This window comes from Streptomyces sp. NPDC002680, assembly GCF_042889145.1.
In the GTDB taxonomy this organism is placed as follows: Bacteria; Actinomycetota; Actinomycetes; order Streptomycetales; family Streptomycetaceae; genus Streptomyces; species Streptomyces adonidis.
This window is the reverse complement of sequence record NZ_JBIAQP010000021.1, coordinates 244,493-257,102: the sequence shown is the minus strand read 5'-3', so window position 1 is coordinate 257,102 and position 12,610 is coordinate 244,493. Positions and strand designations below refer to the sequence as shown.

Annotated in this window: 12 protein-coding genes, 1 rRNA gene and 1 pseudogene; 12 read left to right on the top strand and 2 right to left on the bottom strand. The window is 70.9% G+C overall.

Annotated elements, in window-relative coordinates; all coding sequences use genetic code 11:
• From rrf to ACFYXF_RS42235, 4 genes and pseudogenes are all read left to right on the top strand, one after another.
• Window positions 1–105, top strand: a 5S ribosomal RNA gene (gene rrf, locus ACFYXF_RS42250); the annotation flags it as partial.
• Window positions 106–277: 172 nt separating this feature from the next.
• Complete coding sequence (locus tag ACFYXF_RS42245) at window positions 278–907, top strand: hypothetical protein (RefSeq protein ID WP_389357858.1); 630 nt, start codon at window positions 278–280, stop codon at window positions 905–907.
• A gap of 77 nt (window positions 908–984) precedes the next feature.
• Window positions 985–1,347: pseudogene (locus ACFYXF_RS42240) on the top strand (hypothetical protein); the annotation flags it as partial.
• 381 nt (window positions 1,348–1,728) lie between these two features.
• Complete coding sequence (locus ACFYXF_RS42235) at window positions 1,729–2,541, top strand: hypothetical protein (RefSeq protein WP_389357856.1); 813 nt, start codon at window positions 1,729–1,731, stop codon at window positions 2,539–2,541.
• A gap of 63 nt (window positions 2,542–2,604) precedes the next feature.
• Here the strand turns inward: ACFYXF_RS42235 and ACFYXF_RS42230 are convergent, their stop codons facing one another.
• A complete protein-coding gene (locus ACFYXF_RS42230) occupies window positions 2,605–3,909 on the bottom strand; it encodes a DUF1015 domain-containing protein (RefSeq protein ID WP_389357830.1) in 1,305 nt (434 codons plus the stop codon).
• A gap of 73 nt (window positions 3,910–3,982) precedes the next feature.
• Here ACFYXF_RS42230 and ACFYXF_RS42225 point away from each other — a divergent pair, with 73 nt between their 5' ends.
• The 4 genes from ACFYXF_RS42225 to ACFYXF_RS42210 all read left to right on the top strand — a co-directional run bounded on the left by ACFYXF_RS42225 (window position 3,983) and on the right by ACFYXF_RS42210 (window position 8,068).
• A complete protein-coding gene (locus ACFYXF_RS42225) occupies window positions 3,983–5,011 on the top strand; it encodes an HAD hydrolase-like protein (protein ID WP_389357828.1) in 1,029 nt (342 codons plus the stop codon).
• An 86-nt stretch (window positions 5,012–5,097) separates the two neighbouring features.
• Window positions 5,098–6,141, top strand: coding sequence for a FecCD family ABC transporter permease (locus ACFYXF_RS42220; protein ID WP_389357826.1), 1,044 nt, complete (start codon window positions 5,098–5,100; stop codon window positions 6,139–6,141).
• Complete coding sequence (locus tag ACFYXF_RS42215; RefSeq protein WP_389357824.1) at window positions 6,138–7,214, top strand: FecCD family ABC transporter permease; 1,077 nt, start codon at window positions 6,138–6,140, stop codon at window positions 7,212–7,214. The genes ACFYXF_RS42220 and ACFYXF_RS42215 overlap by 4 nt, the downstream gene beginning before the upstream one ends.
• Window positions 7,211–8,068 carry an ABC transporter ATP-binding protein gene (locus tag ACFYXF_RS42210; RefSeq protein ID WP_389357822.1) on the top strand — a complete coding sequence of 286 codons (858 nt, stop codon included), beginning with the start codon at window positions 7,211–7,213 and terminating at the stop codon, window positions 8,066–8,068. Before ACFYXF_RS42215 ends, ACFYXF_RS42210 begins: the two co-directional genes overlap by 4 nt.
• On the opposite strand, the gene ACFYXF_RS42205 is transcribed toward ACFYXF_RS42210, so the two are convergent.
• Complete coding sequence (locus tag ACFYXF_RS42205) at window positions 8,052–8,399, bottom strand: alkyl sulfatase C-terminal domain-containing protein (protein ID WP_369032950.1); 348 nt, start codon at window positions 8,397–8,399, stop codon at window positions 8,052–8,054. The two genes, ACFYXF_RS42210 and ACFYXF_RS42205, sit on opposite strands and share 17 nt — an antisense overlap.
• Before the next feature lie 42 nt (window positions 8,400–8,441).
• Here ACFYXF_RS42205 and ACFYXF_RS42200 point away from each other — a divergent pair, with 42 nt between their 5' ends.
• From ACFYXF_RS42200 to recN, 4 genes are all read left to right on the top strand, one after another.
• On the top strand, window positions 8,442–8,795 hold the full coding sequence (locus ACFYXF_RS42200) for a hypothetical protein (RefSeq protein ID WP_389357819.1): 354 nt from the start codon (window positions 8,442–8,444) through the stop codon (window positions 8,793–8,795).
• Window positions 8,796–8,802: 7 nt separating this feature from the next.
• Window positions 8,803–9,618 (top strand): TlyA family RNA methyltransferase, encoded by an 816-nt coding sequence (locus tag ACFYXF_RS42195; RefSeq protein WP_389357817.1) that lies wholly within the window; start codon window positions 8,803–8,805, stop codon window positions 9,616–9,618.
• Window positions 9,615–10,520, top strand: a complete 906-nt coding sequence (locus tag ACFYXF_RS42190) for an NAD kinase (RefSeq protein WP_389357815.1) — start codon at window positions 9,615–9,617, stop codon at window positions 10,518–10,520. Before ACFYXF_RS42195 ends, ACFYXF_RS42190 begins: the two co-directional genes overlap by 4 nt.
• A gap of 185 nt (window positions 10,521–10,705) precedes the next feature.
• Complete coding sequence (gene recN, locus ACFYXF_RS42185; protein ID WP_389357813.1) at window positions 10,706–12,448, top strand: DNA repair protein RecN; 1,743 nt, start codon at window positions 10,706–10,708, stop codon at window positions 12,446–12,448.
• Window positions 12,449–12,610 lie beyond the last annotated feature (162 nt).

The window sequence follows — 12,610 nt, the reverse complement described above, 5'->3', positions numbered from 1 at the left end:
AGCGTGAGGGAAACGCCCGGTTACATTCCGAACCCGGAAGCTAAGCCTTACAGCGCCGATGGTACTGCAGGGGGGACCCTGTGGGAGAGTAGGACGCCGCCGAACAATCTTTGGAGGACCCCTGGTCCCAGCGTTCACGCTGGGACCAGGGGTCCTTTTTTGTTTTAAAATAGCTTGCGGTACCGAAGACAGGAGTCACCCATCATGTCCACCAACTCTCCCGACGAGCGCCCGGAGCGCGACCAGCGCCGCCGGGACAGTGGTGACCGCGGCGACCGTGGCGGGTACCGAAGTGGTCCGCGCCGCGACGGTGATCGCCGTGACAACGACCGTGGTGGGTCCGACCGTGGTGGCCGACCGACGGGTGGCGGTTACGGTCGCCGTGACGACCGGCCGGCGGCTCCCCGTCGTGACGACCGGGGCGATCGGACCGGTGGTGGTGCCAGCGGTGGCGGTGGCGGATTCCGTCGGGATGACAACCGCGGTGGTGAGCGCGGTGGTTTCGTCCGCCGTGACGATCGTCGTGATGACCGTCGCGACGGCGATCGTGGGGCTCGTCCCGCTTTCCGGCGTGACGAGCGTTCGGACCGGCCGGACCGCTCGGACCGTCCGGCGGGGCCCCGTCGTGACGACCGAGGCGACCGTGGTGGTTTCCGTCGGGACGACAACCGTGGTGGTGGCGGTGACCGCGGTGGCTTCGTTCGGCGTGATGATCGTCGTGACGACCGGCGTGATGACGATCGTGGTGGGTTCCGTGGCCGGAGCGATGACCGTGGGGATCGTGGCGGTTTTGTTCGCCGGGACGATCGTCGTGATGACCGTGGTGGTCGTCCCGCCGGTGGTGGCACTGGCGGTGGGTTCCGTGGGCGCGACGACAACCGCGGCGAGCGTAGTGGCCGTCCCGTAGGCGGCGGTTATCGCGGGCGGGACGACGACCGCGGTGGGCGTCCTGCCGGTGCTGGCGGTGGCGGTGGGTTCCGTGGGCGCGACGACCGCAGGGACGACCGGCGCGATGACCGTCGGGACGGTGACCGTCCCGCCTTCCGGCGTGATGACGATCGCGGTGGGTTCCGTGGCCGGAGCGATGACCGTGGGGATCGTGGCGGCTTCGTCCGTCGGGACGATCGTCGTGATGACCGTGGCGGTGATCGCGGTGGTGATCGCGGTGGGTTCCGTCGCGACGACAACCGGGGTGACCGCGACAATCGGGGCGACCGTGGTGGCCGTCCCGCAGGTGGCGGTTTCCGTCGTGACGACGATCGCGGTGGGCGTCCCGCCGGCGGTGGCGGTGGGTTCCGTGGACGCGACGACAGCCGCGGTGACCGTCCCGCCTTCCGGCGTGATGACGACCGCCGTGAAGGCGACCGTGGCGGGTTCCGTCGGGACGACAGCCGTGGTCGGGACGACAACCGTGGTGAGCGCGGCGGCTTTGTCCGGCGTGACGACGATCGTGGTGGCTTCCGTGGCCGGAGCGACGACCGCGGTGGCCGTCCTGCCGGTGGTGGCGGTGGTTACCGCGGGCGTGACGACCGTGGGGGGCGACCCAGCGGCGGTGGCGGCGGCGGTTACCGGGGACGTGACGACCGTCGGGGCGATGACCGGCGTGACGACCGGCGCGGTGGCGGGTTCCGTGACGAGCGTGACCGGGACCGGGAGCCGATCAAGCGGCTGCCGATCCCCGAGGACGTCACGGGCGACGAGATCGACAAGGACGTACGCCAGGAGCTGATGAGCCTGCCCAAGGGGCTCGCGGAAGAGGTCTCCAAGAACCTGGTGATGGTCGCCCGGCTCATCGACGAGGACCCCGAGGGTGCCTACGGGTACGCGCGGGTGGCTCTGCGGTTGGCCTCGCGCGTGGCCGCCGTACGTGAGGCGGCCGGATTCGCCGCGTACGCGAACCAGAAGTACAGCGAGGCGCTGGCCGAGTTCCGTGCGGCTCGCCGTATGACGGGGAACGTCGAACTGTGGCCCGTCATGGCCGACTGCGAGCGTGGGCTCGGGCGGCCCGAGAAGGCGCTCGACATGGCCGGGGCGCCCGAGGTGCACAAGCTGGACAAGGCCGGTCAGGTCGAGATGCGGCTCGTCGCGGCTGGTGCCCGGCGTGACATGGACCAGCTCGACGCGGCCATCGTGACCCTGCAGAGCCCCGAGCTGGCCTCCAACTCCGTACAGCCGTGGACCGCGCGACTGCGGTACGCGTACGCCGACGCCCTGCTGGCCGCCGGACGTGAGGACGAGGCGCGCGAGTGGTTCGCCAAGGCCGTCGAGTCCGACAAGGACGGCAGCACGAACGCGTCGGACCGGCTCGCCGAGCTGGACGGGGTGGAGTTCGTCGACGCCTTCGACGAGAGCGAAGACGAAGATGAGGACACGGACGAGGACGCGGTCGTGGACGTGGACGGGGTCGACCTTGTTGTCCTCGACGACGATGACGACGAGGACAAGGGCGTCGAGTCTGCGTCTGTCGAGGTCGAGACCGAACCCGTCCAAGCCGAGTCCGCCGGCGACAGCGCCGACGGTCCTGCGGACGATCTTCGGTAAGCGGTGACAGCGTGGAGGGCGGGATCCCGGTCAGGGGTCCCGCCCTTCTGCGTTTCTGCGTGTTCAGTGGGCCAGCGTGCGCAGGACCAGGCCCGAGGCCGGTTTGGGGCCGAAGGATGTCGACTTGCGGGGCATGGTGATGCCCTGGCGGGCCAGGTCCCGTACGACCTCTTCGCGGACCGGGTGCATCAGGACGGCCGTACCGCCGTCCTGTTCCGCCTTTTCTACGGTCGCCGCCGTGTCGTGGATGTACGCGATGTGCGCCGGTGAGTCCTCGGGGATGTGCCAGATGTGGTCGAGGAGCGTGGCGTGCAGGACCGTCGCGTCCAAGGTGCGCCAGGCCTGCGGGCGGTCGGCCGGGATCGTACGGGCCAGGAGGACCTCGTCCGGGTGGTCCACGAGGTGGAAGGCGCCGTCGCCGGCCAGGAGGAAGGCGTTGCCCTCGGTGGCCGCCTCCGCGAGGGCGGTGAGCGCTTCGCAGAGGGGGACGTTGAGGTGACGTACGCGGAAGTGGCCCTCCAGGGACGTCAGGGCCTCGGCGACCGGGAGGCCGTGCAGGAGGCGGTGGATCGCGCGGACGCGCAGGGGGTAGCGGGCGGTGTCCACGAGGAGCACCAGACCGTGGTCCCAGGGGCTGGGGGACGGATGCTCCGCGCGTAGGCGCAGATACGTCGCCCAGCGGTGGTGGCCGTCGGCGATCAGGGCCTGGTGATGTGTCAGGTCCGCCTGGATCCCGGCGAGTTCGGCGGGGTCGGTGATCGCCCAGACGCGGTGGCCGAAGCCGTCCTCCGTGGTCGTCGAGAGCAGCGGGGGGCGCTTGGCCGCGCGTTCGACCACGGCGCTTGTGCTGTACGGCGACACGCCTGCGGAATCGTTGCTGCGGTAGGTCAATAGGAGGGGTTCCAGGTTCGCGGAGGTGGCGCGCATCAGGGCCGCGCGGTCCGCCACTACGTGCGGCATGACGTCCTCGTGCGGCAGGACGACCCCCTCCGACGGCTCCGACAGACGCAGGGCCCCTATGACCCCGCGTTGCAGGTGGCCGGTCGTGTCGCGCTGCTCGTAGACGTACAGGGCGGGCTCGGGATCGGCGGTGAGGATGCCTTCGGAGAGCCAGTCGTCGAGGGTGTCCGCCGCCTGTTCGTTGCGGATGGACGGCGTCGCCGCCTGGGGGAGGATCAGCCTGACGATGTTGTGCGGGTCGGCCGATTCGAGGTGGATCAGGCCGTCCGGGCGCACGATGACGTCGTACGGCGGAGAGGTCACGGCTGCGAGGCTGCCGACCCGGTCGGGGTCGTAGCGCAGGCCCCGGAAGGGGGTCAGTTGAAGGCCCATGCGTGCCGGTACGTCCGCGGGACCTGCAGTGTTCATTGGTGCATCGTAGGGCTGTCAGTGGCATGGGGGATGATCGGGGGAAAGCCGGGCGAACGAGGAGTGACGCACAATGAGCCAGACCGTCAGGACGCGGCCCGAGGGCAGTGCGCGGGCTCTCAGCGAGGCGTACGACACGGCGCTGCTCGACCTGGACGGGGTGGTGTACGCGGGGGGCAGCGCGATCGTGCACGCCGTCGAGTCGCTCGGCGTCGCGCGGGACGGCGGGATGCGGCTCGCGTATGTGACCAACAACGCGCTGCGTACGCCGGACGCGGTGGCCGAGCATCTCACCGAGCTGGGCATAGCGACCGAGGGTTCGGACGTCATCACGTCGGCGCAGGCCGTGGCCCGGTTGATCGCCGACCAGGTGCCGGCGGGCGCGCGTGTGCTGGTGATCGGCGGCGAGGGGCTGCGGGTCGCGCTGCGTGAGCGCGGGCTTGAACCCGTCGACTCGGCCGAGGACGAGCCGGTGGCGGTCGTGCAGGGGTACGGCGGGCCCGAGTTGCCCTGGGGGCGGTTCGCGGAGGCGTGCTTCGCCATCGCGCGCGGGGTGCCCTGGTTCGCGTCCAACACCGACCTGACGATCCCCAGCGCGCGCGGGATCGCGCCCGGCAACGGGGCCGCGGTGGAGGTCGTACGGATCGCGACCGGCGCCGAGCCCCAGGTGGCGGGCAAGCCGCTGCCGCCGATGCACCGGGAGACGGTGCTGCGGACCGGGGCCGAGCGCCCATTGGTCGTCGGGGACCGGCTGGACACGGACATCGAGGGCGCGTTCAACGGGGACGTCGACTCGCTGCTGGTGCTGACCGGCGTCACGGACGGCGCGCAACTGCTGGCCGCCCCGCCGCAGCACCGGCCCACCTATGTCGACGCCGACCTCAGGGGGCTGCTGACCGGGCAGCCCGAGGTGACGCCCGCGGGCGAGGGTTTCCGGTGCGGGGGCTGGACAGCGACCGCGGGGGAGGAGCGGCTGGAGCTGGAAGGGGAGGGGGAAGCCCTCGACGGGCTTCGCGCTCTGTGCGCGGCGGCCTGGACGGCGGCAGGGGACGGCGTGTGCGCGCTGGACGGGGGGAAGGCGCTGGCACGGCTGGGGTTGTAGGGACCGACCGAGTCGAGGGACCGCGCTCAGGTGCTCTCTCGTGGACGGGCAACTAGGCGATTGCGAGGGTAGGCTAACCTAACCTCGTGTTTGTCGACAGTCCTCCTGAGCAGCGCGCGGAGACCGCCCCCGCGCCCCCGAAGCGTCAGGCGATACGGGCCGTTGGACTCCTCGTCTCCCTGGGGATCCTGGTTCTTGTCGCCCTCGCGAGCATCGCGATCGGCGCGAAAGAGCTGTCCCTGGAACAGGTCTGGCACGGGCTGTTCCAGGACTCGGGAACCTATGGGGACGTCGTTGTCGGCGAGCGGGTCTCGCGGACGCTTCTCGGGCTGCTCGCCGGTGCCGCGCTCGGGCTCTCCGGCGCCGTTCTCCAGGCGCTGACCCGTAATCCGTTGGCCGATCCCGGGCTGCTCGGCATCAACGCGGGCGCCTCGGCCGCCGTCGTCACCGCGATCACCTTCTTCGGCGTCACCTCGCTGAGCGGCTATGTGTGGTTCGCCTTTCTGGGGGCCGCCGCCGTCGGAGCGCTGGTCTGGTTCCTCGGCGGCAGCCGGGGGGCCACGCCCGTGCGGCTCGCGCTCGCGGGCACCGCCGTCAGCGCCGCGCTCTACGGCTATCTCCAGGCCGTGATGATCACGGACGACGCGGCGCTCAGCAGGATGCGCTTCTGGACGGTCGGTTCGCTGGCCTCGGCCACCGACGACACCATCACGCAGGTCCTGCCGTTCATCGTGGTCGGCTCGGTCCTCGCGCTGCTGCTCGCCCGGCCCCTCAACGCCGTGGCGATGGGCGACGACACCGCCCGCGCGCTCGGCGCCAACCTGAACCGCACCCGCGCGCTGTCCATGGCCGCCGCGACCGTGCTGTGCGGCGCCGCGACCGCCGCCTGCGGTCCGATCGTCTTCGTCGGGCTGATGGTCCCGCACGTCGTGCGGTCCTTCACCGGGCCCGACCTGCGCTGGATCCTGCCGTACGCGACCGTCCTGTCGCCGGTGCTGCTGCTCGGGGCCGATGTCATCGGGCGGATGGTCGCCCGGCCCGCCGAACTCCAGGTCGGCATCGTCACTGCGGTCCTCGGCGGCCCGGTCTTCATCTTTCTCGTACGACGGCGGAGGACGGCGCAGCTGTGAAGAGCAACCTTCTTGTCCGGCCCGCCCGGGGCGCCGGTCGCGCCAGCCGTGTCGTACGGGCCCCGGGCGGACTCTCCCTGCGCCTGGACGTGCGCGCGCTGGTCGTCGTCGTGGGGCTGCTGTTGGCCGGGCTCACCGCGAGCGTGGTGCTGATCGGCACCGGCGACTTCCCGATCCCCGCCGGGGACGTCGTCAGGACGCTGCTGGGCGACGGCAACGCGGGCCAGGAGTTCATCGTCAGCGAGCTGCGGCTGCCGCGGGTCCTGGTCGGACTGCTGGTCGGGGCCTCGCTCGGGCTGGGCGGGGCGCTGTTCCAGTCCATCTCCCGCAATCCGCTGGGCAGTCCGGACGTACTCGGACTCAGCCAGGGCTCGACCGCCGGTGCGCTGGTCATGATCGTGCTGTTCTCCGGGAGCGCGGGCGCGGTCACCCTCGGGTCGCTCGTCGGGGGGCTGGTGACCGGGCTCGCCATGTATCTGCTGGCCTGGAAGCAGGGCGTGCACGGGTACCGGCTGGTGCTCGTCGGCATCGGGCTCTCCGCGGTCCTGTCGGCGGTCAACGGTTATCTGATCACCAAGGCCGATCTGGTCGACGCGGCCCGTGCGGTCGTATGGATGACCGGCTCCCTCAACGGGCGCGGCTGGGACCAGGTCTGGCCCCTGCTGTGGCTGTGCCTGGTCCTCGTACCCCTGGTGCTCGCGAACGCGCGCGGGCTGCGGATGACGGAGATGGGCGACGACGTGTCGTACGCCCTCGGGGTGCGCGTCGAGCGCGTACGGCTGGTGCTGATGCTGGCCGCCGTGTTGCTCACCGCCGCAGCCACGGCCGCCGCTGGACCCGTCGGCTTCGTGGCGCTGACCGCGCCGCAGCTCGCCCGGCGGCTGACCCGCTCGCCGGGGCCGAACCTGGTGCCGTCCATGTGCATGGGCGCCACCCTGCTGATCGTGGCCGACTGGGCCTCGCAGCGGGTCTTCGGCGCCGATCAGCTGCCCGTGGGCGTCGTCACCGGTGTGCTTGGCGGGGTGTATCTGCTGTGGCTGCTGGTCACCGAGCGGAAGGCGGGCCGGATATGAGCGACTCCACGAACGAGAACATCAAGAAGGGCACCAACACCGTGAACCGCCTGTCCGCCGAGAGCGTGACCCTCGCCTACGACCAGCGTGTGATCGCCGAGCAGTTGTCGGTGGAGATACCCGACAACTCCTTCACGGTCATCGTCGGCCCGAACGCCTGCGGCAAGTCCACGCTGCTGCGCGCCCTGTCGCGGATGCTGAAGCCCACCGAGGGCCGGGTGCTGCTCGACGGACAGCTCATCCACTCGATGCCCCCGAAGAAGGTCGCGCGGACCCTCGGGCTGCTCCCGCAGTCGTCGATCGCGCCCGACGGGATCACCGTCGCCGACCTGGTGGGCCGGGGTCGCTACCCCCACCAGGGCATCCTGCGCCAGTGGTCCCAGGACGACGAGCGGATCGTCCGGGAGTCCATGGAGTCGACCGGCGTCGCCGAACTCGCCGATCGCTATGTCGACGAACTCTCCGGCGGCCAGCGGCAGCGCGTGTGGATCGCGATGGCGCTCGCCCAGCAGACGCCCCTGTTGCTGCTCGACGAGCCGACGACCTATCTCGACATCCAGCACCAGATCGACGTCCTCGACCTCTGTGCCGAGCTGCACGAGGAACAGGGGCGGACCCTGGTCGCCGTACTGCACGACCTGAATCACGCGGCCCGCTACGCCACGCATCTCATCGCACTGCGTGAGGGCTCGGTCGTCGCCGAGGGCGCGCCGGGCGACATCGTCACGGCAGAGCTGGTCGAAGAGGTGTTCGGGCTGCGCTGTCAGGTCATCGAGGATCCGGAGACGGGGACGCCGTTGGTGGTGCCGGCCGCGCGCAAAACCCGTACGAAGCTGGTTACAGAAGCTTCCTGAGGCGGAACAGGTCCCGCAGGCCCGCCTCCAGCTTCACCCGGCCCGAGCCCCAGGCCTTCGCGAAGTTCAGCTCGCCTGCGACCAGCGCGACCAGGTCGTCGCCGGACATGGTGAGCCGGATCTCAGCCTTGTCCCGGGGAGGGCCCTGGAGGGTGTCCTGGACCTCGATACGGCCGCCTTGCAGGCGTCCCACGAAGGTGACGTCCAGGTCGGTGATACGGCAGCTCAGCGAGCGGTCCAGGGCCGCCGCCTCGCGTGCGTCCCCGGTCGCGCCCGCCATGTTGTCCGAGAGCTTGTCGAGTGCGCTGCGGCACTCCTCGATCGTGGCCATCGCGAACGACGGTACCTCAGCGGTTCGGGGTAGCGTCGGGGCATGAACGACTCAGTGCCCCCGGCCGAAGGTCCGGCGGAGACACCGGTTCCGGATCCGGGTGCGGATGCGGTCGCGGACGCGGCTCCGGAGACGGCCGTCGAACCCGGGTACGACTCCGGGCCCGAGGACGACGACCCCGCCGCCCCGGCCCCGCTGAACATCCCCCGCGTCCCCACGGGCGACGCCGAGGTCGACGCCCAGCTGGACCGGCTCGGTGACGCCGACCACCTCGCCACGGACGGCCATGTCGAGGTGTACGAGGATGTACACCGGGGGCTGCGCGACACGCTCACCGCGCTCGACGCCCGCCCGGGACCTCCGGCGCCCCCGACGACGTACGGCAATAGGAGCTGAACCGAACGTGGCAGGAGTGGCACGCCGCCGTCTTGACGCCGAGCTGGTGCGGCGGAAGCTCGCCCGCTCGCGCGAGCACGCGAGCCAGCTGATCGCCGCCGGGCGGGTCAGCGTCGGCAGGACCGTCGCGACCAAGCCCGCCACCCAGGTGGAGACCGCCGCCGCGATCGTCGTCACGGCCGACGACAGCGATCCCGAGTACGTCTCCCGGGGCGGCCACAAGCTCGCGGGCGCCCTGGAGGTCTTCGTACCGCAGGGCCTGAAGGTCGGCGGCCGGCGGGCGCTGGACGCCGGCGCGTCCACCGGTGGATTCACCGACGTACTGCTTCGCACGGGTGCCGCGCACGTCGTCGCGGTCGACGTGGGGTACGGACAACTCGCGTGGTCTCTCCAGAGCGATGAACGCGTCACCGTCAAGGACCGTACGAACGTACGCGAGTTGACGCTCGAAGCGATCGATGGGGAACCAGTGGATCTTGTCGTGGGGGATCTGTCCTTCATCCCGCTCGGCCTCGTGCTGCCCGCCCTTGCGCGGTGTGCGGCGCCCGATGCCGATCTGGTGATGATGGTCAAGCCACAGTTCGAGGTGGGGAAGGAACGGCTGGGGAGTGGAGGAGTCGTACGCAGTCCCGAACTGCGTGCCGAGGCGGTACGTGGAGTTGCCGCCCGTGCAGGGCAGTTGGGGCTGGGTGTGCAAGGTGTGACCGCCAGCCCGCTGCCCGGGCCGTCGGGGAATGTCGAGTACTTTCTGTGGCTGCGGGCCGGCGCACCCGAACTCAACCCGGCCGATGTCGAACGTGCAGTGGCGGAGGGGCCTCGTTGACTCAGACCCGAGATCGTACTGTTTTCCTGCTCGCCCACACCGGGCGGCCGGCCGCGATCAGAAGCGCCGAACTCGTCGTCCAGGGGCTGCTGCGCTCCGGAATCGGGGTGCGGGTGCTCGCGGCGGAGGCGGCCGAAGTGCCGCTGCCACCGGAGGTGGAGCTGGTCGAGGAGGCCACCGCGCAGTGCCTCGACGGCTGCGAGCTGCTCATCGTGCTCGGCGGTGACGGCACGCTGCTGCGTGGCGCCGAGTTCGCCCGGGCGTCCGGGGTGCCGATGCTCGGCGTCAACCTCGGCAGCGTCGGCTTCCTCGCCGAGGCCGAGCGCGACGACCTCGACAAGGTGGTCGACCGGGTGGTGACGAAGGCGTACGAGGTCGAGGAACGGATGACCGTCGACGTCGTCGTGCACCAGAACGGGAACATCGTGCACACGGACTGGGCGCTGAACGAGGCGGCCGTGCAGAAGGTGTCCGCGGAGAAGTTGCTCGAGGTCGTGCTGGAGATCGACGGGCGGCCGGTGACCGGGTTCGGGTGCGATGGCATTTGTCTGTCGACGCCTACCGGGTCGACTGCTTATGCCTTCTCCGCCGGTGGGCCTGTGGTGTGGCCCGAGGTGGAGGCGCTGTTGATGGTGCCGATCAGTGCGCATGCGTTGTTCGCGAAGCCGTTGGTGACCTCGCCGGATTCTGTGCTTGCTGTGGAGGTTCTGCCTCATATTCCGCCGGGTGTTCTGTGGTGTGACGGGCGGCGGACTGTCGAGTTGCCTCCTGGGGCTCGGGTGGAGGTTCGGCGGGGGGCTGTGCCGGTTCGGTTGGCTCGGCTGCACCATGCTTCGTTCACTGACCGGCTGGTGGCCAAGTTCGCGTTGCCGGTGTCCGGGTGGCGAGGTGCTCCTCACTAGCGCCCTGTGGGGGGTGGTGGGGATCTGTGCGCGTGTGCAGGTTCGCTGTGGCTTGTCGCGCAGTTCCCCGCGCCCCTGAAAACATCCACTCACCCGGGTGACATGGGCGACCCGTGTGCATTCGTTCACCTGGGCCTTCTCATCTGTGGGGTGGGGGGCGTCGCACTTGGGGTGGCTGACCTCGTATGGTCGTGTTCGTGTTGGAGGAGATGCGGATACGGTCGCTCGGCGTGATCGACGATGCGGTCGTCGAGTTGTCGCCCGGCTTCACCGCCGTCACCGGTGAGACCGGTGCGGGCAAGACCATGGTCGTGACCAGCCTCGGGCTGCTGCTCGGTGGGCGGGCCGATGCGGCTTTGGTGCGGATCGGGGCCAAGAACGCGGTCGTGGAGGGGCGGATCACCGTGCCTCCGGGCGGTTCCGCCGTCGTACGGGCCGAGGAGGCCGGCGCCGAGCTGGACGACGGGGCGCTGCTCATCAGCCGTACCGTTTCCGCCGAAGGGCGGTCCCGGGCGCATCTGGGCGGGCGTTCCGTGCCCGTGGGCGTGCTGGCCGAGCTGGCCGACGAGCTGGTGGCCGTGCACGGGCAGACCGACCAGCAGGGGCTGCTCAAGCTGTCCCGGCAGCGGGCGGCGCTCGACCGGTACGCGGGGGACGCGGTCGCCGCGCCGCTCACCAAGTACGGGGAGGCGTACCGGCGACTGCGGGCCGTCTCCGCCGAGCTGGACGAGATCACCACGCGCGCGCGGGAGCGGGCCCAGGAAGCCGACATGCTGCGGTACGGGCTCGATGAGATCGCCGCTGTGGAGCCGCGGGCCGGTGAGGATGTCGAGCTGGCCGAGGAAGCCGAGCGGCTCGGGCACGCGGAGGCGCTGGCCTCGGCCGCGACCGTCGCGCATGCCGCGCTCGCCGGTAATCCCGAGGACCCCGAGGGCATCGACGCGGCCACGCTGGTCGCGGGCGCCCACCGGGCCCTCGAAGCCGTACGGTCGCACGACTCCGCCCTGGCCGCGCTCGCCGACCGGATCGGCGAGGTCGGCATCCTGCTCGGGGACGTCGCCGGGGAGCTGGCGGGGTACGCCGACGACCTGGACGCCGATCCGCTGCGCCTGGCGGCCGTCGAGGAGCGGCGGGCCGCCCTCACCGCGCTGACCCGGAAGTACGGCTCCGATGTCGCAGGAGTGCTGGCGTGGGCCGAGACAGGCTCCGCGCGGCTGCTCGAACTCGACGGCGACGACGAGCGCATCGGCGAGCTGACCGCCGAGCGGGACGCCCTGCGCGGCGAACTGGGCGGGATGGCGCAGGCGTTGACGGACGCGCGGACGGAGGCCGCCGAGCGGTTCGCCGCCGCCGTGACCGCCGAGCTGGCCTCGCTGGCCATGCCCCACGCGCGCGTGTCGTTCGAGATCCGGCAGACCGAGGACCCCGAGGGCGTTGAGGTCGGCGGGCGTACGGTCGCCTACGGGCCGTCCGGTGCCGACGAGGTCGAACTGCTGCTCGCCCCGCATCCCGGGGCGCCCGCCCGGCCCATCGCCAAGGGCGCGTCCGGGGGTGAGCTGTCCCGCGTGATGCTGGCCGTGGAGGTCGTGTTCGCGGGGACCGATCCGGTGCCCACCTATCTGTTCGACGAGGTCGACGCCGGTGTCGGCGGCAAGGCGGCCGTCGAGATCGGGCGGCGGCTGGCCAAGCTGGCGAAGAGCGCGCAGGTCGTCGTCGTGACCCACCTCCCGCAGGTCGCCGCCTTCGCCGACCGGCAGCTGCTGGTCGAGAAGACCAACGACGGGTCGGTGACCCGCTCGGGCGTGAAGGTCCTGGAGGGCGAGGAGCGGGTACGGGAGCTGTCGCGGATGCTGGCCGGGCAGGAGGACTCGGAGACGGCGCGGGCGCACGCGGAGGAACTGCTGGCGACGGCCCGGTCGGACGGCTGACGTTCGAACAGTTGACGTTTAGTGGGTTCTCTCTCACTCGTGTGGGTGACAACCCGCACCCCTCCGTGGTTCGGAACACCCGTACGTACTGGCATCCTTGAAGGAGCATGGAAAACCTCCCGTACAGGGAGGAAGCCGCGCGGTACACCCCTTCCGCCCGAT

What these genes read in the sequence shown, in the direction of transcription:
- ACFYXF_RS42235 (WP_389357856.1), top strand. Translation starts at nt 1,729, where the DNA reads ATGAGCCTGCCCAAGGGGCTCGCGGAAGAGGTCTCCAAGAACCTGGTG.
- ACFYXF_RS42230 (WP_389357830.1), bottom strand. Translation starts at nt 3,909, where the DNA reads ATGAACACTGCAGGTCCCGCGGACGTACCGGCACGCATGGGCCTTCAA.
- ACFYXF_RS42225 (WP_389357828.1), top strand. Translation starts at nt 3,983, where the DNA reads ATGAGCCAGACCGTCAGGACGCGGCCCGAGGGCAGTGCGCGGGCTCTC.
- ACFYXF_RS42210 (WP_389357822.1), top strand. Translation starts at nt 7,211, where the DNA reads ATGAGCGACTCCACGAACGAGAACATCAAGAAGGGCACCAACACCGTG.
- ACFYXF_RS42205 (WP_369032950.1), bottom strand. Translation starts at nt 8,399, where the DNA reads ATGGCCACGATCGAGGAGTGCCGCAGCGCACTCGACAAGCTCTCGGAC.
- ACFYXF_RS42200 (WP_389357819.1), top strand. Translation starts at nt 8,442, where the DNA reads ATGAACGACTCAGTGCCCCCGGCCGAAGGTCCGGCGGAGACACCGGTT.
- recN (WP_389357813.1), top strand. Translation starts at nt 10,706, where the DNA reads ATGGTCGTGTTCGTGTTGGAGGAGATGCGGATACGGTCGCTCGGCGTG.